This window comes from Leptolyngbya sp. 'hensonii' (genome assembly GCF_001939115.1).
In the GTDB taxonomy this organism is placed as follows: Bacteria; Cyanobacteriota; Cyanobacteriia.
Genome location: NZ_MQTZ01000011.1, coordinates 1 through 23,014 on the forward strand (window position 1 = coordinate 1; position 23,014 = coordinate 23,014).

Here is a 23,014-nt window from a genome sequence, read left to right on the forward strand (position 1 = left end):
GGTTAGTCSGGGGGGCGGTGGATTTAATTCTGGTTGGTTGAACGGATGCCCGTCGATCGGAACACCGGGTTGAGGCGGTGGCCGGTTGGGATTGGGGAAGCGGTTGCGATCGGGTGGGGGCAGGGGCTGAACCTGCTGCTGGCGAGGGGGTTGAAACGGTCCCTGGGGTGGAGCGGGAAGACGGGGAGGGGTCAGTGCGGTCACCAGCGCAATCACCAGAAGAATCCACTCCAGGTAGAGTAGCAACCGAATCGGACGGTTATGCCAGGGTGACCATTTCATGGATGCTGTTTTTACCTGCTCTGTGGATCGGGTTGCCCCTGGTCAAAACATGACAAACCTTGCAGCTAACATCTGCACAAATCAGAGGCTTGGATCAAAGGCTCAATTTAAATTCCAGTTTAGGGAGTTATCCCCTGAAAAACGAGGGTCTAATTGCCTGAATCCTCTGGTCCTTTGGGACTAAGTGGCATCGTTCTCTGGGACCAGAAAGGGTAGGGGGGAAAGCAGTCCTTCCGACTCAGTTAAGTTGGTCACAGCGATCCAGGTGAGGACAGGGGGGTCGCCCATAGGATGGGCATATCTCGCAAATCAAGCTTGTTATTCCCTGGAGCATCAGATGAAACCCTTTTCCCTTCCTCTCTGGATGCCAGCTCTGCTGACCCTGCCGATCGCTAGCACTGTTGCCCTCGCCAACCCCTGCATGCCCCCGGATAACCCTGGCAATCCCCCTGGAAATTTGCCCCCATCAGGAGGGAATCCATTACCCCCACCCTTGCAGCGCCTGAATCTGACTGCCGAGCAGCAGAAAAAGATCCAAACCATCCTATCGGAGGAGCGCTCAGGAGCCGAAAGCCTGATGCAACAGTTGCGTCAGGCTGACGAAAAGATGAGATCGCTGCTGGCTGCCAATGCCAGTGCGGATGAGCTGCGGAAGCAGAATCGAGAAGTCCAGCGGTTGCGCCAAGCCATGGATGAGCGTCGCTTTGAGGTCATGCTCAAGATGCGGGAGGTGCTGACACCAGAGCAGCGGGCCAAGCTGGCTGCCGATCGTCCCCCTGGCCCGCCCCAGCCCCCAGCCCCTCCGGCTCCATAGGACAAGCCTTGCAGATCAACATGTGACGGTGCTCCCTGTGTAAGACCAATTCCTGACTGGCGCAGACCCGATCTCCATTGGGCAGAGATCGGTCGCGCCCCTATCCCGAAACCCTGATCAAGGAATAACTCATGAGAACACTTCTAGGACCGAATCAAACTGCCGTGACCGTTTTTAGTTCTCTGCAAGTCAAGGAAGATGGCTTTGCCTTCGATCCGACCACAGGAGACAGTTACCTGTTGAATCCTACCGGACAGGAAGTCTTGCGCCTTTTGCAACAGGGCCACAGCCCCCACAAAATTGCGATAACTCTGGTGCAGACGCTTGGTGTGGCCCAGGGAATCGCTGAGCGCGATGTTACAGATTTTGTCCAACAGCTCACCCTCTTAGGGGTCATTGGAGTTAACCGATGAAACCCCTGACGATCGCCGTGACTGGTATTAACGCTGTGGATAATCCCGGTCCCGGGACCGGAGTTGCCCGCAGCCTGCGGGAAGCCCAATTGCCCATGCAAATCCTGGGATTGGCCTACGATGTGATGGAACCGGGTCTGTACATGGATTGGCTCTTCGATCGCCGCTTCATCATGCCCTATCCCTCGGCTGAACCTGATCTATTGCTAGAACGGTTGGAGCAGATTCAACAGCAGGTCGGCCTCGACTGTGTGATTCCCAACTTTGATCTGGAACTACCCCTCTATATTCGCTGTGGTGAAGCGCTGCAGGCTATGGGCATCCACACCTATCTGCCCACCAAGGAACAGTTTTCCCTGCGGCATAAGGCTCGCCTTGTGGAAGCGGTGGCTGCTTTTGGGGGACATACCCCCCGGACCTTCACCGCCAGTTCGATCGGAGAACTGCGGGATGCAGCGGTGGAACTGGGGTTTCCCCTGATGATCAAGGGGCCATACTACCAAGCTTATCGGGTGACAAACCAGGCAGAATTGCTACGCCATTTCCATGCCCTGGCGGCGGAATGGGGCTATCCCATCATCCTGCAGCAGATTGTCATCGGGACGGAACTGAACCTGGTGGGCGTGGGCGATGGGGCCGGTGGCCATCTGGGTCTGGTTGCCATTAAGAAGATGGGCACGACCGATCTGGGCAAGATCTGGAGCGGGGTGACGATCGACCATCCCGGCTTGCTGGCCACGGCTGAAGCCTTTCTGCGCCATACCCGCTGGCGAGGCCCCTTTGAACTGGAGTGCATTGCCGATCGGGACGGACGCATCGACCTGATTGAGATTAATCCCCGCTTCCCCGCCTGGACTTACTTTGCGACAGGGGTGGGGGTAAACCTGCCCGCCCGACTGGTGGGGGCTGCCTTGGGCCTGCCCCTGCCCCCCATCCCATCCTATGAAGCTGGGAAGTTTCTCATGCGCTACACCTACGAAATTGTGACGGATACGGCTCCTCTACAAACCCTCGTGACTCTGGGAGAGAGATAAGATGCAAGCTTACGCCAAGCCAGTCATTCACAAGTTACACAGTGGCACGATGAACAAGTTCGCAGGGGCTGCTCCCCGGCAGCGTCGTGTCCGATCGGAAATTGCAGGGGTGCCGGTAGAGGAGCTGGTGCAGCGGTTTGGGTCGCCCCTGTTTGTTTACTCGGAACGAACCCTGCGGCGACAGTTCCGCACGATTCGTAACGCCTTTGCCACCCGCTATCCCGAAGTTACCTTCGGCTGGTCCTACAAAACCAACTACCTGAAAGCCATCTGTGCCATTCTGCATCAGGAGGGGGCGATGGCTGAACTGGTTTCTAAGATGGAGTACGACAAGGCGAAGGTCCTGGGGGTTCCTGGCCAGCAAATCATCTGGAATGGTCCCCATAAGCCCTTTGATGCCCTGGAAGCAGCGGTGCGGGATGGGGTGACGATCAACATCGATCACCTGGATGAGGTGGAGGATCTAGAGGCGATCGCAACCCGTCTGGGGCGGCCTCTCGAGGTGGGCATGCGCCTGAATCTGGATTCAGGCATTCAGCCTTGTTGGTCCCGCTTTGGTTTTAACCTGGAGTCGGGTCAGGCTATGGATGTGGTGCAGCGGTTAGTGGATGGGGGTAAATTGCGGCTGGTGGGGCTGCATTGCCACATTGGCACCTTCATCATGGACCCCCAGGCTTATGCCCAGCAGGTAGAGAAGATGGTGCAGTTTGGCTATGACGTGGAAGCCCGTTGGGGCTGGCGGATGAATTATCTTGATATTGGTGGGGGCTTTCCCTCCCGCAGTCGCCTCAAGGGGGTCTACCATGCGGCGGATGTGGTGCTGCCCTCGATCGACGACTATGCCGATGCCATCTGTGATACCCTCTGGCGGACCCTGAAACCGGGTCACCGGCCCCGCCTGATCATTGAATCGGGCCGGGCGGTGATCGATGAGGCCGGGTCCTTGATTACCAGTATCTGTGGTACGAAACGATTACCCAATGGCACACCGGCTTATGTCATGGATGCGGGTGTGAATCTCCTGTTTACGGCCTTTTGGTATCGCTTTGATATCGCTATGGCCCGCGCCATTCCCGGTCCCTGTGAGATTTCGGTCCTCTATGGTCCCCTCTGCATGAATATCGATGTGGTGGATGAGGGAATTTCCCTGCCGCCGCTTTCTCGGGGCGATCGGCTAGTGGTTTCAACGGTCGGGGCTTACAACAATACCCAGTGGCTCCAGTTCATTGAGTATCGGCCCAATGTGGTGCTGGTGACAGAGGCGGGTGAGGTGGAGCTGATCCGATCGGCAGAAGACCTGAGCGATCTGGATCGACGGGAGCATCTTCCCTCCCATCTGGCCACCCGATCGGGGATGGAGAGTCAGCCATGCTAGATCTGCCGATCGGCGCGTCCTCCTCAGCTCACCCGCTCTCAGGGGCACAGAGGGGGGTGCCCCCCTCGAAACAGCGATCGGTTCGATCGATCCTCCACCCCATTGTCCAACCCCTGGGAGCGTTGCTCCAGGCGGTTTGTGCAGCCACCTCCGAAATTCTCTTCCTGCGTGGGATTCTGCCTGGTGCGCTGCTCCTCTCGGCCATGCTGCTGCAGCCCTCTGTTCTGGCTATGGGGTTGGTTGGAGTCTTTGCTGCGGTTGCCTTTGCCCGCATCACCCAATTGGGGCAGACCTATCTGGGGCAGGGGCCATTCTTATTTAATCCCCTGCTGGCCGGACTCGGGGTCGGCTATTTGTTCCAACTCAGTCCGGCGGCCCTGTTCCTGGCTGCTGGGGCTGGGGTGCTGGCCTTTCTGCTAACCTGGGTCCTGTCCCATGTGCTCCGGACCTTCTTCTACCTGCCGGTGCTGAGCCTGCCTTTTGTGGTGGTGAGTTGGGTCGTGCATCTGGCTGCCTATCGCTATGCCGGTCTCAAAGCTGCCGTAGTGCCGGTCTATGCCTATACCATCGGTTTGCCTCTCCCGATCGAAGGCTTTCTTCGCACCCTGGGGTTGATTTTCTTCCTGCCCAATGTTTGGGTGGGTATTGTGGTGGTGGCTCTCCTCCTAGTCAATTCCCGCATCCAGTTTCTCCTGGTGTTGCTGGGCTATGCCCTGGGAACGACTGTGCGTGGGATTCTCACCGGCACCTTTGCCTATGTCTACTATGATCCGGCAGCCCTGAACTTCATGCTGGTCGCCCTGGCGATCGGTGGCTTCTATCTCCTGCCCTCACCCCGCAGTTATCTTCTAGCCGGAATCAGCGTCGCTCTGGCTGCCATCGTCGGGGAGGCCATTAGCGTCTTTTGGGCAGCGGTGGCCCTGCCGGTGCATGCCCTACCCTACAATTTGGTGACGCTGTTGTTGCTGTATCTGCTGGGGTTGGCGGGGTCTCGCTCCCTGGCCCGTTATCCTCAGGCGTCTCCAGAAAAAACCCTGGACCATGAACTGACTATCCAGCGCCGGTATCAAGGGACGGGCCGCACCCTGATGGTGCCCTTCACCGGACGGTGGGTGACCTGGCAGGGCTTTGAGGGAGCCTGGACCCATCAGGGGCTGTGGCGCTATGCTTGTGATTTCCTGATTCGGGATGATCAAGGGCAGACCCACCGGGATGTTGGATTGCAACTGACGGACTACTATGCCTTCCAGAAGCCGGTGCTGTCCCCGATACGAGGTTGGGTGGTGCGGGTAGTGAATGACCTGCCGGACTGCGCGATCGGAACGGTGGATCAGGCCCACAATTGGGGCAATGCGGTGGTGCTCTACGATGAACGCGGGTTCTATGTGGAAATTTCCCACTTTGCCCAGCACAGTATTGTGGTCAAGGCTGCCGATCGGGTGGAGCCGGGGACCCTATTGGGGCGCTGTGGTAACTCTGGTTATTCTCCCCAACCCCATATTCATATCCAGGTGCAGCTCCAACCCGATATTGGAGCGGCCACGGTTCCGTTCAGCTTTGTTAATCTCCTGGTGGATGGCCAGTTCCAGACAGAATCGATTCCTGCAGTGGAGTCGGTGCTGGAGCCAGTGCGACCTGATCTGGTGCTGGCCCAGGCTATGACGTTCCCGATCGACAGTCGTCTCTCCTTCTGCAAGATGCGTCGGGGCCAGGTGGTCGGGCGGTTGGAGGTGGTGGTCAAGATGGCGGTGGATGGCTCCTTTTATCTGGATTCCGGTAAAGCCAAACTGTTCTTTGGGCGGGACGATACCGTTTTGATGTTCCATCGCATGGAGGGAGAGGATCCCTGGTTGCGGCTCCTCTGGCTGGCTGTTCCCCGCCTGCCCCTCATCCGGCAGGTGGGCCATGCCTGGCAGGACTATCTGCCCATCAGTACCGTGAGCGGTGGTTTCCCCTGTCTTCTGTATCAGTTCGCCAGCGCCTTCTGGCCCCAACTGGCCTCTGTTTCGTATCAGGGGTATTGGGAAACGAATGAGACCCTGACGGGCAGATTGCAATTGCCTGGGACTCGACAGACCCTGTCCACGTCTGTGATCTTTGCGTCTACTGGGGAATGGTTGAAGGTGGGGGTGGGCGATCTCGCCCTGATGTTGATTTAACAGGCCGTTGCCTGGACAGGCAACGGCTCTACAATTCCACAATAAAAACCGATCCTCGGGGTTGATTGTCTTCAACGAAAATGCTACCGCCATGGGCTTCGATCGCCATTTTGCAAAACGCCAGTCCCAAACCAGTTTGGGGAGCTCCCCTGATAATGCTGCCAATATCAAACTTGTCAAAGATCTGTTGGCGGAGCTCTTTACTGACGCCTGGTCCCAAATCTGCGACAGAAATTCTGGTCTGTTTATCAACCGGGTAGTCAATTTTGAGGGTTACCTGACTGCCGGAAGGGGAGAACTTGATGGCGTTGGAGAGTAAATTATCAAAAATCCGTCTAAAAATAGGGCTGTCAATGAATACAGTGTGCTCAACCTTGGGCAGGTCGTTAATCAGTTGGATATTTTTTTGAGCCGCGATCGCCTCAAAATCTTCAAGGGCCATGCTGGCAATGATCCGCAGATCTGCTGGCAGCAAATTTAGATCCATTTTGCCAGATTCCAATTTGGCCATGATCAGTAGGCTGTCAATTAAAGACTGCAACTGCTGCCCGGCAATTCCAATCTGTTGTATTTTCCGGAGCGGTTTTTCATCCAGTCCCAGCAGTTTCAGAAACTCACAGGATAGGGTGATGCTGGAAAGAGGATTTCGCAGGTCATGCACAATCATATTGACCAGATCTTCGCGCACCTGCATGAGGGTTTTTAAGGCATCATACTGTTGCTTGATCCGCAGCATGGAACGAACCCTGGCCCGTAATTCAACCCCGTTCACCGGTTTGCTCACAAAGTCATCGGCACCAGAATCGAGGCATTGGGCCAGGTCTTCCTTGGTGTTCAGGGCCGTGACCATGATGACGGGAATGTGTTGCAATTGCGGTTGAGCTTTAATGTGTCGGCAGACCTCAAAGCCATTGAGTCCTGGCATCATGACATCCAGCAAAATAACATCGGGCTGGTGCTGTTCCAGATAGGCTAAGGCCTCGCTCCCATTGGGGACGTAACTCAATTGGTAGGACTCTTTAAACAGAAGAATCTCGATAACGTCAAAGTTACCTGGTTCGTCATCCACAATCAGTAAAGAAATGGGCGGATTTTCTGGACTCATGATTGCAGGGGTGATTTACACTATCCAAACAAGGATTTCAAATGACGGAGATCACCAGAGGCGTCACTGCCTTGCTGCATTCATTTTTCCCACTCCAGTGCTATTCCTAGCACAGCTATCAACTGAACGCGGGGCAGCAACACCAGAAAAGAACAATGAGGTGTCCAGATTCAGAATGCAATTTTTCTCCTGACTTCTGCCTCCCTTCCATCGCCCCCTGTCCCAGCTTAAATCAGCAGGGGCTAATCCTGTAAAAAAAATTGCTGGAAAAATAAAATACTAGGAGAGGGAGGCGGCTGTCGGGAGGAGAGTTGTTTCAAACCAGTAGTGAAAAAGATCGCGGATGGTCCGTTTTAGCTCTTGAGCTCCCATGGGCTTGAGGACATAACTGTTGGCACCGTAGTGATAACAGATTTCCACATCCTTGGGATTGGAAGAGGTTGTCAAAACGATAATCGGAATGGTTTTAAGCTGATCCTCTTGTTTAATTTGATGAATGATGTCCCGGCCATCCGTACCGGGCAGGTTCAGATCCATCAGGATCAGGGCTGGGGGAGGTGCGTTCTTGAGGGTTGTATAGGAACCTGTACGGTATAAATAGTCCAGGGCTTCATCCCCGTCTATGAATCTTCGAACTTCAATATCCAGCGAAAACTGACGCATGATCCGCGCTAAGGCAGCGAAATCCTCGTCGCTATCCTCAATGGCTACAATTGTTTTGCTGCTCATTAGGGTGGGTTGAATAAAAATTGGCTCCCGAGACTTGATTTTACAGCTATTCCATTGGTATGGAGAGGGAGTAGAGATGGTCCCTGGCTCGGAGATCTGTCCATCCCACCCCCTTAAAACTTGCCGTTTTGCCGGGCTAGCTCTGGCTCACTTTTTCCCGTTCCAGAAACTTCTCCAGCTCAGTCAGGGCTTCTGCGTCCACCTTGGTCTGCATGGGGCAAAACTTGGGACCACACATGGAACAGAATTCGGCGGTTTTGTAAATGTCGGCTGGGAGAGTCTCATCGTGATACTCCCGCGCCCGATCGGGGTCCAGCGCCAACTCAAACTGGCGATTCCAGTCGAAGTTGTAGCGGGCTCGGGAGAGTTCATCGTCCCGATCTCGGGCTCCTGGACGGTGGCGGGCGATATCAGCGGCGTGGGCGGCAATCTTATAGGCGATCAGGCCATTCCGCACATCCTCCGCATTGGGTAGGCCCAGGTGTTCCTTCGGGGTCACGTAGCACAACATGGCTGTTCCGTACCAACCGGCCATGGCGGCTCCGATCGCAGAGGTGATGTGGTCATAGCCCGGTGCAATATCTGTGACTAGGGGACCGAGGACGTAGAAGGGAGCTTCGGAACATTCTTCCATCTGCTTCCGGACATTGAACTCAATCTGATCCATGGGCACATGGCCTGGTCCTTCCACCATGACCTGAACATCGTGTTCCCAGGCCCGTCGGGTTAGCTGACCTAAGGTTTTGAGCTCTGCTAACTGGGCGGCATCGGAGGCATCATGGGTGCAACCGGGTCGCAGGGAATCCCCCAGACTGAAGGAGACATCGTACTTCTTAAAGATCTCGATGATGTCATCAAAGTGGGTATACAGCGGATTCTGCTTGTGATGGTGCAGCATCCAGCGAGCGATGATGCCTCCGCCTCGGGAGACAATCCCTGTGAGCCGACTGCGGACCAGGGGTAGGTGTTCCATCAGAATCCCAGCATGGATGGTCATGTAGTCCACCCCCTGCTGAGCATGCTTCTCAATCACCTGTAGAAAATCATCTGGGGTCAGCTTTTCGATCGTGCCATGGACGCTCTCCAACGCCTGATACACCGGCACCGTCCCGATCGGCACCGGAGAAGCTTGGATAATGGCTGTCCGGATTTCGTCTAGATTGCCTCCACCGGTGGATAGATCCATCACGGTATCCGCTCCATATTTCACAGCCAATTGCAGCTTACCGACTTCCTCACCCAAGTTGGAAGAGTTAGGAGAAGCTCCAATATTGGCATTGACTTTGCATCTGGAAGCAATCCCGATACACATCGGTTCCAGGTTGGGGTGATTGATATTGGCAGGAATAATCATCCGCCCCCGGGCCACCTCTTCCCGAATCAGTTCGGGGGGCAAATTTTCCCGCTGGGCCACCCCCTGCATTTCTTCTGTAATCACCCCCTGTCGGGCATAGTGCATTTGAGTAACATTACTCTGCCCGCGACGCTTCGCGATCCATTCTGTTCGCATATTCAGTTCCTCGAATAAACAGCTTCCCTCCGCTGGTATTACCCAGTAAACTGGCTCAAAGCTGAGACCCGATCTGAGGGTATCGAGGCTCTTGCGAGGGCTAAGAGTCAGTTTAAATCAGGTTCTAAGGGACTATCTCAGCCTGATTTCAGGTCAGGCACCCCTAGCTTGGCTATTGATCCTACCATTGAGCTATCGGGAAGCACTGAATATTCAGGAAGTCTTACAGAAATCGTCGTCAAGTTCCCTGGCTTTAGTTGTGGACCTGCGTCAAACAATTTGCTTCAGGTACTCCTGATCCGTCATCAGGTGGCGGTTGTTTTCGATTCGATCGAGAAAGACTAGCCCTTCCAGGTGATCATATTCATGCTGGAAAATGCGGGCGATAAACTCTGTGAATTGTTGGCGGTGAAAGTGTCCCTGACGATCGGTGTACTCCACCTCGATCGCCCGGTATCGGGGCACCAGGCCCCGCAGTCCCGGTACACTCAGACACCCTTCCCAACCTGATACCACCTCATCGGAGTGGGCTACCAGGTGGGGATTGAGCAGCGCGGTTGGCTCCATCTCTGGTGCCTGGGGATAGCGGGCATTAGGATGGGAAGCCACAATCAGCAATTGGTAGGGTTGACTTACCTGGGGAGCGGCCAGGCCAACCCCATGCTTCTGGGTTAGGGTGATCAGCAGGTTATCAATCAGGGTTTGAATGGTTAGATCGTGAATGTCCTCGATTGGCTGAGCGGGTTGGCGCAGAATCGGGTCACCCAATTGGGCAATGTTTAGGATAGGGCTCATGGGATTGGGTTTTGGTGGCGTTTGCTATAGAGACGTTGGAGGTAACGTCTCTATAGCGATGGGGGTTAATTGTCGGCGGTGCGCACTGGGAACGCCCCAGGTTGCAAGGTGAGCGCCACCGATCGCCCGTTACGCCGCACCTCGATCGAGAGATTGCCTCCCACAGAGCTGTCTTCTACAGCTCGCTGCACCTGATCTGCTGTTTTGACGATCTGGTTATCGATCCGGACAATCACATCACCAGTCCGCAAGCCTCCTTTGGCTGCGGGTGAATTTCGGATCACTCTCACCACCAGGATCCCCTGATCGTCCTGAACCTCAAAGTTACTATTGGGGTCACTATTAATGTTGCGCTTGAGTTCTGGTGTCAGAGTTGCCATCTGAATCCCCAGGTAAGGGTGATCAACCCGGCCTTTGGTAATTAACTGATCGGCAATCCGGCGAGCGGTGTTGATCGGAATCGCGAAGCCCAGGCCCTGAGCGCCCCCAATAATGGCTGTATTCATCCCGATGACCTCTCCACGCTGATTCAACAGGGGACCACCGGAATTGCCGGGGTTAATCGCGGCATCAGTCTGAATGAAGCCAACTCGCTTGTCAGGAACCCCTACCTGAGAGGGGGTACGACCTGTGGCGCTAATGATCCCGGCGGTGACGGTATTATCCAGACCCAGGGGATTCCCGATCGCGATCGCCCACTCTCCTGGCCTCAACTGATCGGAGTTCCCTAGGGAGACTGTGGGTAGGTTGCTGGCCTGAATCTTAACCACAGCCACATCTGTGACGGGATCAGTGCCCAGCACCTTGCCCTGGAAGTTTCGTCCATCCTTTAAGGTGACGGTGACGGTATCGGCCCCATCGACCACATGGGCATTTGTGAGAATCATCCCGTCTGTCGTGGTAATAAATCCAGAGCCAGTGCCACGTTCGACCCGAGTGGCGGGAGGCATCTGGAACTCCGAACCGAAGAACTGTCGGAAAAAGGGATCGTTAAAGGGCTCTGGAATTCGATTCTTGACGGTACGGGCTGAATCAATTCGGACGACTGCGGGTCCTGTTCGTTCTACTGCAGTTGCAATAAAGTTGGCACCAGATTCGTCAGCCGGTAAGCGGATCTGGGCAATGACAGGGTCCGTCTGGACGGGCTTGGCTTCGGCTGGGATCAACCAGCGGCTGCCTGCAAACATCATCCCTGCACCTAGCATCATTGACAGGAGATAGGTGGAGGGCGTTTTCCAGGGCTTCCAACCCTGGCGAGAAGAGGTGTGATGATGCATGGTCATGGTTTCAGTTTTTCCCTATAAATAATCCAAAAGTGATGGGTAACCCGATGGGAAGAGGAATACCTTAATATTAAATTTCTTGCCAAATGAGCTGCGACTCGATAGGCTTTTGCATCTGAGCATAATGTTGCCGTCAGGGTTTGATATCCAGAGCTTGAAAATCAGCCTTGGGAGGTGGAATAGTCTTCCAGGCTTATTGGTATGGGTTCATGCCTCAATCTCTGTGCCCATCCTCAGTTTACGGAGTCATTATGACGTGGTCATGGCATCCCTGTTTCAGGATTATGAATACCCGGATTCGTCCCACTGATCTGACTAATAAGACTGAAAAGCGATCGTTTTGCTCCCATGGGTAGCTTTTTTGGCCAAATGGGCTGCAGTCCTTTTGTTTCAGCCCAATTAGAGATATAACTCTATTGATGGTAGTTCAAGAGTGAATATTTGCCTCCAGCCTCTAGATGTAGAGCTAAGGGGGCTCACTTGTGCTCTCTGTTTTTGGAAATCTTTGTCCTGAAGAATTTCTGGACAATGGGTTCCTCTATGATCCGGCTCAGCAGTGCGCGGTTAATAATCCTTCCTTGAACAGTTGAGGTTAGCTGTGGAAATCGCTATCGACAGTCTATGGGACCAGGTCTTGGAGCGTTTGCAGCTTACGCTGACTCGACCAACCTTTGAAGCCTGGATCAAGACTGCCAGTGCCGAGCAATTAGAAGATAATTGCCTGGTCATTCGTACCCCGAATCCGTTTGCACGTAACCGGATCCAGAGATACTACATCAAAGATATTGCAAAAGCCGTAGAAGAAATTCTGGGTCATCCGATCGATATTCATATCACGGTGGTTCAGGGAGATGAGACGGCTGTGATGGATGCCTCCTCAGAGGCATTGTGGCCTCTGCCTCCTGAAGCGCCGCCTGTGGAACCAGGGGCAACGAATCATCGCCCGCGCCTGAGTGATCTGAATCCCAAGTATGTGTTCTCCCGGTTTGTGGTGGGTCCCAATAGCCGGATGGCCCATGCAGCGGCTCTGGCTGTGGCAGAATCCCCCGGTCGCGAGTTTAATCCCCTGTTCCTCTGTGGGGGTGTGGGATTAGGTAAGACTCACCTGATGCAGGCGATCGGCCACTACCGCCTGGAGATGGATCCCGATGCTCGGATTTTCTATGTATCTACCGAGCAATTTACCAATGACTTGATCTCGGCGATTCGACGGGATAGCATGCAGAGTTTTCGGGAGCATTACCGGGCTGTGGATGTTCTACTGGTCGATGATATCCAGTTCATTGAAGGGAAAGAATATACGCAGGAAGAATTTTTTCATACCTTCAATACCCTGCATGAAGCGGGTAAACAGGTTGTCCTAGCCTCCGATCGCCCGCCCAATCTCATCCCCCGTCTGCAAGAGCGCTTGTGTTCTCGCTTTTCCATGGGGTTGATTGCGGATATTCAGGCTCCGGACCTGGAAACCCGAATGGCCATTCTGCAGAAAAAAGCAGAATACGAAAATATCCGTTTGCCCCGAGATGTGATTGAGTATGTCGCCTCCAGCTACACTTCCAACATTCGGGAACTGGAGGGTGCCCTGATCCGAGCCGTTGCCTATATTTCCATCTCCGGCTTGCCGATGACGGTGGAGAATATTTCCCATGTGCTGAATCCCCCCGCTGATCGGATCGAAGCCTCCCCGGAAGCGGTCATCCGGGCTGTTGCAGATGCCTTTGATGTTTCAGTGGAAGAACTCAAGGGCCATTCCCGTCGCCGTGAAATCAGTCAAGCTCGCCAAATTGGGATGTATCTGATGCGCCAGCACACAGATTTGAGCTTGCCTAAAATTGGCGAAATGTTTGGGGGGAAGGATCACACAACGGTTATGTATAGCTGTGAAAAAGTGGCTCAATTGCGGGAAACGGATGCCAGCCTGTCGCAGACGTTGCGCCAGCTGGGCGATCGTCTCAGCCATACCAGTTAGGCTCACTTTCCCGTATGATGCATGATAGAGATATCGTACCTACACCCTATCTCTATGCTGGGAATCTGTTTATGGGCGGTGAGACATCTCTGGCCAGAGAAATCAGGTTTAGTGGATTGATTCCCTGTTTAAACATCCTGTCCCCTATCCATGAAGGTGATCCTCCTCCAGTGATTGCGATCTATCCCGGCAGTTTTGATCCCATTACCTTTGGCCACCTCGATATTATCGAGCGGGGCTCCCGGCTATTTGAGCGTGTGATTGTCGTGGTGTTATGTAATCCTGTCAAGAGTCCCCTTTTTACGGTTTCCCAGCGGCTGGAGCAAATTCGCTTTTCCACGGCGCATTTGAATAATATTGAAGTGGACAGCTTCGATGGACTGGCCGTGACCTATGCCCGGTTACGCAATGCTCAGGTGCTTTTGAGAGGTCTGCGGGTTCTGTCTGATTTTGAACGAGAACTGCAGATGGCCCATACGAATAAAACGCTCTCGGATCAAATTGAGACGATTTTTCTGTCTACCTCTACCGAGTATGGCTTCCTCAGTAGTAGCCTGGTTAAGGAAATTGCCAGGTTTAATGGCCCTGTTGATCATCTTGTGCCAAAACATGTTGCTTTGGATATCCACCAATGTTACGCCAAAACTCAACTAGCAGCAGCCCCAACCTCAACGGATCTGCAAACCACGCCGGATCTGCTCCCAACGGAACCTCGTCTGGAGAACCTGCGAGAACAGGGGGTGTAGATGTTCAACGGGAACTCAATCGCCTGGAAGAGATTGTTCTGGATAGTCCCCGCATTCCCCTGAGTCGGCGCACGATGGTCGATGAAGAGCAGTTGCTGGATCAGCTTGACTTGATTCGTATGAATCTGCCGACCGCCTTCCAGGAAGCGGAGGAGATTATCCGTCATAAGGAAGAAATTTTTCGCCAAGCTGAGCACTATGCTCAGGAAATTATTCAGACTGCTGAGCGGCGAGCTGCCCAGATTCTAGATGAAATTGGGATCATTCGGCAGGCTGAGCAAGAGGCCAGGCAGATTCGCCAGAAAGTACAGCAGGAATGTGAGGCGGCTCAGCAGCAGACGATCGCGGAAATGGAGCGGTTACAGCGACAGGCGCAACAGGAGATTCAAGAATTACAGCGACGGGCGATCGCGGAGGCAGAGGATATTCAGCAGGGGGCAGATGCTTATGCAGATGCAATGCTGCGAGACCTGGAGCAACGCCTGGGTGAAATGCTGCGGATTACCCGCAATGGACGGCAACAACTCCAACCAGAAGTTCCGGGGCACCGATCGCGAGATTCGCACCAAAATGCGCCTGCAACCCGATCGGCTCCTCGCAAAAACTAGGGCAAGTCAGGCTCGATCCAAGCTTCAGCAGCGATAGCCTTAGGCGTGGAGGTTTTCTCCACATGAATTTTTCCGGGCTGGGTCAGGCCCTGTAATCTGGGCTCAAGAGATTGTGTTGCGAGTTGTTATAGATTCAGTATCCGTAAATGGGCTACGGAAAGTCACTCATGTAACTAAATAGTTGTTGTTTTCAGTAATTTTAAGGGGTAAAACCCCTCAAGGTACTCTACCCTCTTCTCACTCTTCCGTATCTCTACTACGCTGTCTTAAGAAATCGATACAGCTTTGAACTTGCAAATCAGCTCTGAAAGGTTTAGCCCCAAGAAAAGATTTGTACCGGTTCCTGTTGGCCTGTGGCGAAAACCATTGGGTTTTTTCCTGGCAGTATTTCGAGGGGACTGGATAGTTTTCCTAAGGCACATGGGTTTATTCCTTGATTCGATCAGAAGGAGTATGAAGTGAGACGACGACTGTGGTTGCTCGGTACGGGGCTTCTCAGTTCCCTCATTCTGGGAGTGACAGCACCCTGGGTGAAAGCCCGCGAATCCGTCTTGCCGGACCAGGATGTTTTGCAAATTACGTTACAAACAAACTGGCAAGGATCCTCTTTTCCTGTCGAAAACTTTCAATCCTATACGTCGTTGTTTGGGTATCGCCGCTCTATAGAGCGATCGATGCCAGAGTTTCATGCTGGTCTGGATATGGCTGCTCCTGCAGGGAGCTATGTCCGCAGTTGGATGGCAGGACGGGTGATCTCAGTCTCTGATGCCTCTGCCTGTGGCACCTCCGTCAGGATTGAGTCAGGCAATTGGATTCATATCTATTGCCACTTGCAGGGAAGGGTCGAGATTTCTCCCCAGGGCCGATATGTGCTCGATCGCGAGGGTGGCCTCCAGATTTGGGAAGGGCAACCGGTCAAAGCGGGGACGCGCATTGGTCGGGTTGGGATGACGGGCCGAACCACAGGGCCTCATCTTCACTGGGGGCTGCAGTATAACCGGCAGTGGGCGAATCCAGCCCTAGTGCTGCAGAGCATGTATGACCAGCAACAGGTCAGCTACCAGCCTGCCTCCAGGCCGTCCTATTGATGATCAGGAGTGACCCATGCCTCATGCCCTGTCCACTCCTGGCACCCAGCCTCTGAAATCACAGTTCCGTCTTTACGGCTTGGGTGTTGGCCTACTGTCCTTCTGTCTGGTCGGGGGCTACCCGATTCTGGCTAGAACCCAGACGGTTGCCAGCAACAGTGACCTGAACCAGGTCATGACCCAAGTGGAAAGTAATCGCAGTTGGTCAGAAGCCTCCTTTCCGGTGGAAAATTTTCGCGGGTATTCGTCCTATTACGGAGACTCCCGGCTGGTCAATGGCATATCCGACTTCAACCGGGGGATTGATATTGTCACCCAGGAGGGGAGCTATGTCCGGAGTTGGTTGGGGGGGCGGGTTGAGCGTCTGGCTGTGGACCCGGTTTGTGGGGTCACGATCGTCATTCAGTCTGGCCCCTGGCGGCACTCCTACTGTAATCTCCGGGGAACTATCCAACCCGATGCAACGGGTGTCCCGGCCTTGGTAGATTCCACCGGCCAGGTGATGCTGCGGGTGGGACAGGTGGTTCAGGTGGGTAGCCGAATTGGTCGGGTTGGGGTGATATCTCAGATGGGCCAGGCCCTGCTGCATTGGGAAATTCAGTATGGCGATCGCTGGATTGACCCGGCGGATATTCTGACCATGATGTATGCCCAGCAGCAAACCCAGGTCGCAGCGATCCAACCCCTGCGTCAGGATGCAGCTCCAGCCTCCAGGATTGTGATTGCTCTGCGCAGGGCCATCATTGGCCAGGAGAGTGCTGGCAATTTTCGGGCGGTCAATCCTCACTCTGGGGCATTGGGATATGGCCAGGTGATGCCCTTTAATGTGCGGGCCTGGTCGATTGAAGCCCTGGGCTATCCGCTCACGCCGCAGCAATTTATCAATAGTCCACAGTTGCAACTGCAAATTATTGATTACAAATTGGGGCAGTACTGGCAGAGTTCCCTGCGGTTAAGCGGTGGGGATGAGGAAATTGCGGTTCGCATGGTGGCTGCTCAGTGGTACTCCGGAGATCCCAGGCTGTACAACGGCACCAGGGTCCAACGCTATAACGGCGGGCGCTATCCATCGATTCAGGCTTATACTCTAGCGGTGCTGTCCCGCTATAAGACTTTCCGGAACAATTGATAGGGGCCTTCTCCATCGATTCAGTCTCAGAGGTTCGCCTTGAGCTACCTGGACTCCAGCTTCTTTGACCAGGCTTAGATCTGGTGGTTCACGCATCATTTACGAACCTTCGCGCTGTCCCCTGTAATGCCTTTGGCTAGGCACAAAATCAAAACTCAGTTTGAATGGGTGTAGCTTATGGAATTCTGGACCTATCTTCAGTCATCTGTGGCCAGAGAGCCTGTGTCTTCCGAACCTCTGACGGGAGAGCCGGTGGATCTGCCCCAGAAAAAGACCTCGGGTCTGGCCTGGTTTTGCCTGATGGCAGTGACCTTGCCGTTAATGGTGCTGAGTCAGGCCATGCCCGCGATCGCCGCACTGACCCGAGGTAGTCGGGGAACCCAGGTAAGCGCTTTGCAGAGCCGCTTACGGGAAGCGGGCTTTTTTCGTGGTCCCATTACTGGCTTTTATGGGCCTAAGACGGAGCAGGCTGTGCGGCAATTCCAGGCCAGCCAGGGGTTAATTGCGGATGGCATTGTCGGTAGCCGTACTCTGGCGGCACTGAGAGGTCAGTCCGTGGTGCGGGGACAGCAGGCATATAGCCTTAAAACGGTTGAGTTGCAGCGTCTTTTACGGCAGCGAGGGTTTTATTCCGGGCCAGTCGATGGCCTGTATGGTTCCAGGACAAGGGCTGCTGTGAAAGCGGCTCAGCAATCCCTTGGGGTAGTTGCCGATGGAATTCCGGGTCCGATGACGGTAGCTGCCCTGCAGCGTCAGCCCAGGTCTAAAGCGGTTGCGGGGCAAAGCCCCAAAACGGTTGAATTACAACAACTGCTTGCTGAGCGTGGATTTTATACCGGGCCGGTGAACGGTATCTATGGTCCCCGAACGCGATCGGCGGTTCGAAGGGCTCAGCAATCTCTGGGGCTGCCTGCGGATGGGGTCGCAGGCCCCAGAACAATGGCAGCACTGCAAAGTCCACGCAATGTCAGAGTTGAACGCTCAGCCTTGAACCTGGTTGAATTGCAGCAGTTGCTCACTAGTAAAGGCTTTTATGCCGGCCCCATTGATGGGGTTTACGGCCCAGGGACAAGGACTGCGGTCAGAGCGGCTCAGCAGGCTTATGGCCTCATCGTCGATGGGATTCCAGGGCCTACAACCCTGGCTGCCCTGAGGAGTGGGGCTGTTGTCGCCCGACCTCGTCCCCCGATTGTCCCTGCCTCCAAGCCCGACATTCTACCGGTTCCGGCTCCGCCCCCCCGGCGAAATCGGGCTTCCCTGTCCCAGAACAGGCAGATGGCATCCAGATCCCTGGAATTGCAAACGTTACTGGCCCAGAAGGGGTATTACCAGGGGCCAATCGATGGCATCTATGGCACTCAGACCCGGATGGCAGTGCAAAAAATCCAGGCTGAGCAGGGGTTGATTCCGGATGGCATTGTTGGACCTATGACCCTGGTTGCTCTGGCAGAAATCTCTTAATGTTTGGAGAAGACCCACTTGCGCTCTTTAGGGTTCAATCCGTTCGACATTGCCCGCTTTGACCCAGCCTTCCCGGCTGCTACCCTCGACCTGAACCCTTTGCCACTCCCCATCCTGGCTTTGCTCCAGGACAATAACTTTTTCTTTGTAAGCAATGCCACCAATGCGATCGGATGCTGCACTCGGTTCATTCCGCAGGATCAGACCCACCTGTTGAGTCACTCTGGCCTTATAGGTTCCCGGCTGTAGAGTGGGTGAGGGGGAAAGGGTGGGGGTAGGCGTTGTCTCAGACTGGATGGTTGGGGAAACGATAGGTTTCTTCGTTGCTGCCGGGGCTGCGATCGGTTTGTCGTTGGGGAAGATGGGCTTCGGGGGTGGAGCCGTTAATTTGACAATCAGATAGCGAGCTGTAACCACCCCAGCACCAGCAAGGAGGGCTGCAGCCAGCAGGATACCAATAACGAAATTAAATAGACCAGACCAGCTCATAAGCTTAACGTTGATGCGGGACTCGGTTAGTTAGTCCTCCCTGTCTGGAGGCCAGACGGGCTTTGCCTGCGGCTGCCCAATCTTGGAGAAATTGAATTTGGTCTCGGGCAGTTTGCGCCAAAGGAACGACTTGGCTGACTGCCTCTAAAATGTCATCCGTGGTAAAGTCTCGATTCTGGCTGAAACCGATATGCATGGCTTCAATCAGGGCTTGTTCAATCTCCGCGCCTGAAAAATCAGGTGTTTCATAGGCCAGTCGATCTAGATCATAGCTGGTTAAGTTATGGGAGCGCAGGCGAGACAGGTGGACGGCAAAAATAGCTCGCCGCTCTTCCTGGGTGGGTAATCCAACGAAAAAGATTTCATCGAAGCGACCCTTGCGCAGCATTTCTGCTGGGAGAGATTGGACATTGTTGGCGGTTGCCACCACAAAAACAGGAGAGGTCTTCTCCGCTAACCAGGTGATGAACGTGCCAAATACTCGGCTGCTGGTCCCGGCATCTCCTTTGCCATCAAAACCGGAAAATGCCTTGTCAATTTCATCGATCCAGAGCACACAGGGAGCCAGGGCTTCTGCTAGTTGAATCATCTGTCGGGTACGGGATTCTGATTCACCGACCAGCCCCCCGAATAACCGCCCAACATCCAGCCGCAACAGGGGCAGGTGCCAGTGGTGGGCGATCGCTTTAGCAGTGAGGGATTTTCCTGTGCCCTGGATACCAGCCAGTAACAGTCCGCGCGGATGGGGGAGGCCATACTGACGGGCTCGATCCGAAAAAGCGCCCCCTCGTCGGAGCAACCACTCTTTCAGATTATCCAGACCCCCAATATCAGAGATTCTCTGAGTGGTGGGATAAAAATCCAGAATTTGGGTCTGGCGAATCGTCTGTCGTTTCTCCTCCAGGATCAGGTCTACGTCTTCGGGGCGAAGTTCTCCGTGGGTTGCGATCGCCCTTGCCAGTACCCGACGGATGCGTTCAGCCGATAGCCCCTGGCAGGAGCGGATCAGCTCATCCAGGATGCGTCCCTCCAGAGTATGACCGGTTGCAGCCAGGATTTGCTCGATTTCAGTCTTGATTTCGGGAACGGCAGGGAGGGGAAATTCTAAAATCGTGATCGCTTCACTCAGGTCATCTGGGACGGAAATCTGAGGCGAGATCAGGACAATATTTTTGGGTTGGGCTTTGAGTAGGCGGGAGAGATTTCTGAGTTTACGGGAAACAGCCACATCTTCTAGAAAGCGATGAAAGTCTCTCAGGATGAAGATCGAGGGAGCTGACGGAGGCAGTTTTTCCACCAGTTCCAGAGCCTGGAGCGGATTGCGTTTTCCAAAACCGGCATCGTTGGGATTGCCTTGATACCCATCCACAAAATCCCAGATGTAAATAGCGCGGTTCCCCTGCTGCTGGGCGCATTGAGAAATCACCGCCTCCACCCGTTCTTCCTCCCTAGTGGGGATATAGAGGAGCGGGTAGCGGGCTCGCAGCAGTAATGTAAACTCGTCATGAAAACCCATAGCACGTACAGTAACGGATTTTGCTGCACCTGGATATTAAATTTCGATGCAGTCTCAATGGGACGGGAGACCTGCCTCAGACTGCCTCAACGTTACAGTCAATTTTGCTTAGTTCTGGCGGGGCAGTTGGTTTTTTAAAACTTCCAGAGAGGCCCAGCGCCGATCGACGGTTGGCCGGGGTAGTTTTGCGACTTTCTGGTTGACCTCAATCCCAGAACAATCATGGCTACATAACTGCTTCTGGGGGATTTCCAGGCACAGTTGTTGATAAAGCCAGTCTGTTGGTTGGAAATAGCCCTGAGGGGATAGGGACTCGACTAGATCCTCGAGGGCTATTTCAAGGTCTGTGGCATTCGGCTCTGTAGGACTGTCCTCATTCAACCAGATTAGTTCAGTAGGCTCGATTTCCAGACGATAATTGTAGTGCTTCAAGCAACGATGACAGGTCAGGGTCAGGATTGTCTCTGCTTTGGCAAAGACATCCAAATAGTTGCCTTGGTGCTTAACCTGTAAATAACCTTTGACCGGCGTTAGGGTTTCCAGATCAGGAAGAGACTCGTCGAAGGAGACTGTTGCAGTGCGTTCAGGGAGCCTGGTGAGCTGAGGAATGTAGATCGCATCCATATCTAAACCCCCATGTTTCAAAGGTTATGCATTGGCAGACAAATCAGGCATTGTCCAGAAACCCATGTGCCTTGAGGGTCTCTCAAGGTTCAATGGCTGGATCTTGAGGCCGACGGACTACCAGTCGTCGGTCTGGTTCTCGACCCCGACTATAGGTTTCCAGATCGGGATAGGATTGCAGAAACATGTGAACCTGTCTCCGTTCAGCTGAGGACAAGGACTTGAGTTCATACTCATGGCCTGTCTGTCGAACTTGGTCGGCAGCCTGTTGGGCCATGGTTTGTAACTCTTCTTGCCGACGGGCGCGGTAGCCATTCAGCTCGATCGTATAAGCGTGCTGCTGTTCCGCTGGCTGACCCATGTTGAGGGTCGTATTCACGAGATATTGCATGGCATCCAGAACCGAGCCTTCTGGTCCTGTCAGGATAGTAATCTGCTCAGGTGTTAAGCTGGCCTGATTAATCGTGAGCCAGGAACTGCTAGAGGGTTGATGGAGCTCAGATGCAGGATGTTGCTCCTCATTTTTGTTGCCCGTGAGCCCATCCACCCGCTCCTCAAGGGTGACCCCTACGGGTAAAGCCATCAACCGTAAGAGTGTCTCAAGCCATACCTGACCTTCTGAATTAGCATGCTCTGAAGACAAGTTTGATCACCCTTTTTCCTAATCTAGGATTTCTTCTTTGCAGTGCCTGGCTCAAAGGGAAGAGAAGTCCTACCTTTGCCTGACTCACCCTGTTTTAGGGCTTCCGATTCTTCAACGATTTTCTGCAAGTTTTCCGGTAAGGGTTCCCGAAGGAGGAGGAAGGTCTGCAGAGTTTGGAAAATATTGGCAATCACCATGTACATCAGCACCCCTGCTGGCAGTGGGAAGAACAGGAACATGCCTGAGAAAATGACAGGCGTGATTTTATTGACAGCAGCCTGTTGCTGATTCTCCGTATTGGCTCCCTGACCTGAGAGAATCTGGTTGACGTAGAGACTAAGACCAAAAAAGATGATCATCCCCACCACGTCCCAGTGGATAGTTCCATCCGGATCAAAGGCACCGACCCGACCCAGGGCATCAATAAACAGAAACCCTTTATCCGCAGCTAACCCTGGCACAGTCCCCTGAACAGTGACTTCTCCCGGCTGGAGAGCCTCAAAAGTTCCGTCTTGATTGACCTTGAGCCGTTCTTCCCCTTTAGTGACTTTCCAGCGGGGCATTAAGGTTGTCTCTGGGTGCTCTTTTAAAAGGGTTTCCAGAGGCTTGCCTTCTATCGTCTGGAATTCCAGATGAGTTTTCTCACCCACCACCAGGCGATTGCCACCAGGAAGGACAGCAGAAACCGGGGCATGCACACCATCAGCAACGTAAATGTTCTGGGGCGGAGTCGCAAAGGCTTGAGGTTGAATCAGCTCAATTTGCTCCCTGGGAAAAATCTGTACGGTCAGAGAGTAATTGACATCTGAAAAAGGCGAACCCCGCAGGGTTGCGAACAGGGCAAACAGTACTGGCATTTGAAGCAACAAGGGAAAGCACCCAGAAAGAGGATTGCCATACTCCTTGTAAACCTGGGACATTTCCTCCTGCTGTTTGGTCGGATTGTCCTTATACCGTTCCTGGATTTCCTTGATCCGCTTTTGCATGACTGGCTGAGCCACACGCATGCGCCGCATACTACGAATGGAGCCAGCACTCAAGGGAAAAAGGGCAAAGCGAATAACGAGCGTCAGAGCCACGATCGCCAGACCATAGCTGGGCACAATCCCATAGAAAAAATCCAGGATTGGCAGCATGACATTGTTGGAGAGAAATCCTATACCAAAGTCCATTCGTTTTTTGTCAACCCGTGTGCTCTAGATTTTCTGAATCCAAGTCTATATTAGTTGGCGTGAAAGTGCC

Annotated in this window: 21 protein-coding genes, 1 pseudogene and 1 riboswitch; of the genes and pseudogenes, 11 read left to right on the forward strand and 11 right to left on the reverse strand. The window is 53.9% G+C overall.

Annotation, left to right across the window (positions count from 1 at the left end; translation table 11 throughout):
* Positions 1–282 (reverse strand): annotated as a pseudogene (locus BST81_RS03580) (hypothetical protein); the annotation flags it as partial.
* A 337-nt stretch (positions 283–619) separates the two neighbouring features.
* On the opposite strand from BST81_RS03580, the gene BST81_RS03585 reads away from it, so the two are divergent.
* The 5 genes from BST81_RS03585 to BST81_RS03605 all read left to right on the forward strand — a co-directional run bounded on the left by BST81_RS03585 (position 620) and on the right by BST81_RS03605 (position 6,077).
* The gene (locus BST81_RS03585; RefSeq protein ID WP_075597177.1) at positions 620–1,096 is read left to right on the forward strand and encodes a Spy/CpxP family protein refolding chaperone; all 477 of its coding nucleotides are present in this window, start codon (positions 620–622) and stop codon (positions 1,094–1,096) included.
* Positions 1,097–1,227: 131 nt separating this feature from the next.
* Complete coding sequence (locus tag BST81_RS03590; protein WP_075597178.1) at positions 1,228–1,509, forward strand: PqqD family protein; 282 nt, start codon at positions 1,228–1,230, stop codon at positions 1,507–1,509.
* On the forward strand, positions 1,506–2,543 hold the full coding sequence (locus BST81_RS03595; RefSeq protein ID WP_075597179.1) for a carboxylate--amine ligase: 1,038 nt from the start codon (positions 1,506–1,508) through the stop codon (positions 2,541–2,543). Before BST81_RS03590 ends, BST81_RS03595 begins: the two co-directional genes overlap by 4 nt.
* A gap of 1 nt (position 2,544) precedes the next feature.
* On the forward strand, positions 2,545–3,918 hold the full coding sequence (locus BST81_RS03600) for an alanine racemase (protein WP_075597180.1): 1,374 nt from the start codon (positions 2,545–2,547) through the stop codon (positions 3,916–3,918).
* Positions 3,912–6,077: an urea transporter gene (locus BST81_RS03605; RefSeq protein WP_083636647.1), complete on the forward strand. Its 2,166-nt coding sequence runs from the start codon at positions 3,912–3,914 to the stop codon at positions 6,075–6,077. The genes BST81_RS03600 and BST81_RS03605 overlap by 7 nt, the downstream gene beginning before the upstream one ends.
* Before the next feature lie 28 nt (positions 6,078–6,105).
* On the opposite strand, the gene BST81_RS03610 is transcribed toward BST81_RS03605, so the two are convergent.
* The 5 genes from BST81_RS03610 to BST81_RS03630 all read right to left on the reverse strand — a co-directional run bounded on the left by BST81_RS03610 (position 6,106) and on the right by BST81_RS03630 (position 11,493).
* On the reverse strand, positions 6,106–7,182 hold the full coding sequence (locus tag BST81_RS03610; protein ID WP_075597181.1) for a response regulator: 1,077 nt from the start codon (positions 7,180–7,182) through the stop codon (positions 6,106–6,108).
* A 279-nt stretch (positions 7,183–7,461) separates the two neighbouring features.
* Entirely contained in the window at positions 7,462–7,911 is a 450-nt protein-coding gene (locus tag BST81_RS03615) for a response regulator (protein ID WP_075597182.1), read from the reverse strand.
* 136 nt (positions 7,912–8,047) lie between these two features.
* Positions 8,048–9,421, reverse strand: coding sequence for a phosphomethylpyrimidine synthase (gene thiC, locus BST81_RS03620; RefSeq protein ID WP_075597183.1), 1,374 nt, complete (start codon positions 9,419–9,421; stop codon positions 8,048–8,050).
* Positions 9,422–9,428: 7 nt separating this feature from the next.
* Positions 9,429–9,596, reverse strand: a riboswitch (TPP riboswitch).
* A 95-nt stretch (positions 9,597–9,691) separates the two neighbouring features.
* Positions 9,692–10,216 (reverse strand): peptide deformylase, encoded by a 525-nt coding sequence (def, locus tag BST81_RS03625; RefSeq protein ID WP_075597184.1) that lies wholly within the window; start codon positions 10,214–10,216, stop codon positions 9,692–9,694.
* A gap of 65 nt (positions 10,217–10,281) precedes the next feature.
* Positions 10,282–11,493, reverse strand: coding sequence for an HhoA/HhoB/HtrA family serine endopeptidase (locus BST81_RS03630; RefSeq protein ID WP_075597322.1), 1,212 nt, complete (start codon positions 11,491–11,493; stop codon positions 10,282–10,284).
* Positions 11,494–12,097: 604 nt separating this feature from the next.
* Between BST81_RS03630 and dnaA the strand changes: the two genes are divergently transcribed.
* The 6 genes from dnaA (at position 12,098) to BST81_RS28715 (ending at position 18,500) form a co-directional block, all read left to right on the forward strand.
* Positions 12,098–13,468: a chromosomal replication initiator protein DnaA gene (gene dnaA, locus BST81_RS03635; protein WP_075597185.1), complete on the forward strand. Its 1,371-nt coding sequence runs from the start codon at positions 12,098–12,100 to the stop codon at positions 13,466–13,468.
* A 170-nt stretch (positions 13,469–13,638) separates the two neighbouring features.
* A complete protein-coding gene (coaD, locus tag BST81_RS03640; protein WP_075597323.1) occupies positions 13,639–14,214 on the forward strand; it encodes a pantetheine-phosphate adenylyltransferase in 576 nt (191 codons plus the stop codon).
* Positions 14,215–14,288: 74 nt separating this feature from the next.
* Positions 14,289–14,822, forward strand: a complete 534-nt coding sequence (locus BST81_RS03645; RefSeq protein WP_216351197.1) for a hypothetical protein — start codon at positions 14,289–14,291, stop codon at positions 14,820–14,822.
* 458 nt (positions 14,823–15,280) lie between these two features.
* The gene (locus BST81_RS03650; RefSeq protein WP_075597186.1) at positions 15,281–15,910 is read left to right on the forward strand and encodes a M23 family metallopeptidase; all 630 of its coding nucleotides are present in this window, start codon (positions 15,281–15,283) and stop codon (positions 15,908–15,910) included.
* 16 nt (positions 15,911–15,926) lie between these two features.
* Positions 15,927–17,039 carry a peptidoglycan DD-metalloendopeptidase family protein gene (locus BST81_RS03655; RefSeq protein ID WP_075597187.1) on the forward strand — a complete coding sequence of 371 codons (1,113 nt, stop codon included), beginning with the start codon at positions 15,927–15,929 and terminating at the stop codon, positions 17,037–17,039.
* A 222-nt stretch (positions 17,040–17,261) separates the two neighbouring features.
* A complete protein-coding gene (locus tag BST81_RS28715) occupies positions 17,262–18,500 on the forward strand; it encodes a peptidoglycan-binding protein (protein ID WP_253188070.1) in 1,239 nt (412 codons plus the stop codon).
* A 27-nt stretch (positions 18,501–18,527) separates the two neighbouring features.
* Here the strand turns inward: BST81_RS28715 and BST81_RS03665 are convergent, their stop codons facing one another.
* From BST81_RS03665 to yidC, 5 genes are all read right to left on the reverse strand, one after another.
* Positions 18,528–18,989 (reverse strand): SH3 domain-containing protein, encoded by a 462-nt coding sequence (locus BST81_RS03665; RefSeq protein WP_075597189.1) that lies wholly within the window; start codon positions 18,987–18,989, stop codon positions 18,528–18,530.
* A 4-nt stretch (positions 18,990–18,993) separates the two neighbouring features.
* On the reverse strand, positions 18,994–20,505 hold the full coding sequence (locus BST81_RS03670; RefSeq protein ID WP_075597190.1) for an AAA family ATPase: 1,512 nt from the start codon (positions 20,503–20,505) through the stop codon (positions 18,994–18,996).
* 108 nt (positions 20,506–20,613) lie between these two features.
* Complete coding sequence (locus tag BST81_RS03675) at positions 20,614–21,129, reverse strand: YceD family protein (protein ID WP_075597191.1); 516 nt, start codon at positions 21,127–21,129, stop codon at positions 20,614–20,616.
* An 82-nt stretch (positions 21,130–21,211) separates the two neighbouring features.
* Positions 21,212–21,712, reverse strand: coding sequence for a R3H domain-containing nucleic acid-binding protein (locus tag BST81_RS03680; protein ID WP_075597192.1), 501 nt, complete (start codon positions 21,710–21,712; stop codon positions 21,212–21,214).
* Positions 21,713–21,795: 83 nt separating this feature from the next.
* Positions 21,796–22,944 (reverse strand): membrane protein insertase YidC, encoded by a 1,149-nt coding sequence (gene yidC, locus BST81_RS03685; RefSeq protein ID WP_075597193.1) that lies wholly within the window; start codon positions 22,942–22,944, stop codon positions 21,796–21,798.
* Positions 22,945–23,014: the final 70 nt, after the last annotated feature.

What these genes read in the sequence shown, in the direction of transcription:
- BST81_RS03585 (WP_075597177.1), top strand. Translation starts at nt 620, where the DNA reads ATGAAACCCTTTTCCCTTCCTCTCTGGATGCCAGCTCTGCTGACCCTG.
- BST81_RS03590 (WP_075597178.1), top strand. Translation starts at nt 1,228, where the DNA reads ATGAGAACACTTCTAGGACCGAATCAAACTGCCGTGACCGTTTTTAGT.
- BST81_RS03595 (WP_075597179.1), top strand. Translation starts at nt 1,506, where the DNA reads ATGAAACCCCTGACGATCGCCGTGACTGGTATTAACGCTGTGGATAAT.
- BST81_RS03600 (WP_075597180.1), top strand. Translation starts at nt 2,545, where the DNA reads ATGCAAGCTTACGCCAAGCCAGTCATTCACAAGTTACACAGTGGCACG.
- BST81_RS03605 (WP_083636647.1), top strand. Translation starts at nt 3,912, where the DNA reads ATGCTAGATCTGCCGATCGGCGCGTCCTCCTCAGCTCACCCGCTCTCA.
- BST81_RS03610 (WP_075597181.1), bottom strand. Translation starts at nt 7,182, where the DNA reads ATGAGTCCAGAAAATCCGCCCATTTCTTTACTGATTGTGGATGACGAA.
- BST81_RS03615 (WP_075597182.1), bottom strand. Translation starts at nt 7,911, where the DNA reads ATGAGCAGCAAAACAATTGTAGCCATTGAGGATAGCGACGAGGATTTC.
- thiC (WP_075597183.1), bottom strand. Translation starts at nt 9,421, where the DNA reads ATGCGAACAGAATGGATCGCGAAGCGTCGCGGGCAGAGTAATGTTACT.
- def (WP_075597184.1), bottom strand. Translation starts at nt 10,216, where the DNA reads ATGAGCCCTATCCTAAACATTGCCCAATTGGGTGACCCGATTCTGCGC.
- BST81_RS03630 (WP_075597322.1), bottom strand. Translation starts at nt 11,493, where the DNA reads ATGCATCATCACACCTCTTCTCGCCAGGGTTGGAAGCCCTGGAAAACG.
- BST81_RS03645 (WP_216351197.1), top strand. Translation starts at nt 14,289, where the DNA reads ATGGTCGATGAAGAGCAGTTGCTGGATCAGCTTGACTTGATTCGTATG.
- BST81_RS03655 (WP_075597187.1), top strand. Translation starts at nt 15,927, where the DNA reads ATGCCTCATGCCCTGTCCACTCCTGGCACCCAGCCTCTGAAATCACAG.
- BST81_RS03665 (WP_075597189.1), bottom strand. Translation starts at nt 18,989, where the DNA reads ATGAGCTGGTCTGGTCTATTTAATTTCGTTATTGGTATCCTGCTGGCT.
- BST81_RS03670 (WP_075597190.1), bottom strand. Translation starts at nt 20,505, where the DNA reads ATGGGTTTTCATGACGAGTTTACATTACTGCTGCGAGCCCGCTACCCG.
- BST81_RS03675 (WP_075597191.1), bottom strand. Translation starts at nt 21,129, where the DNA reads ATGGATGCGATCTACATTCCTCAGCTCACCAGGCTCCCTGAACGCACT.
- BST81_RS03680 (WP_075597192.1), bottom strand. Translation starts at nt 21,712, where the DNA reads ATGGCTTTACCCGTAGGGGTCACCCTTGAGGAGCGGGTGGATGGGCTC.
- yidC (WP_075597193.1), bottom strand. Translation starts at nt 22,944, where the DNA reads ATGGACTTTGGTATAGGATTTCTCTCCAACAATGTCATGCTGCCAATC.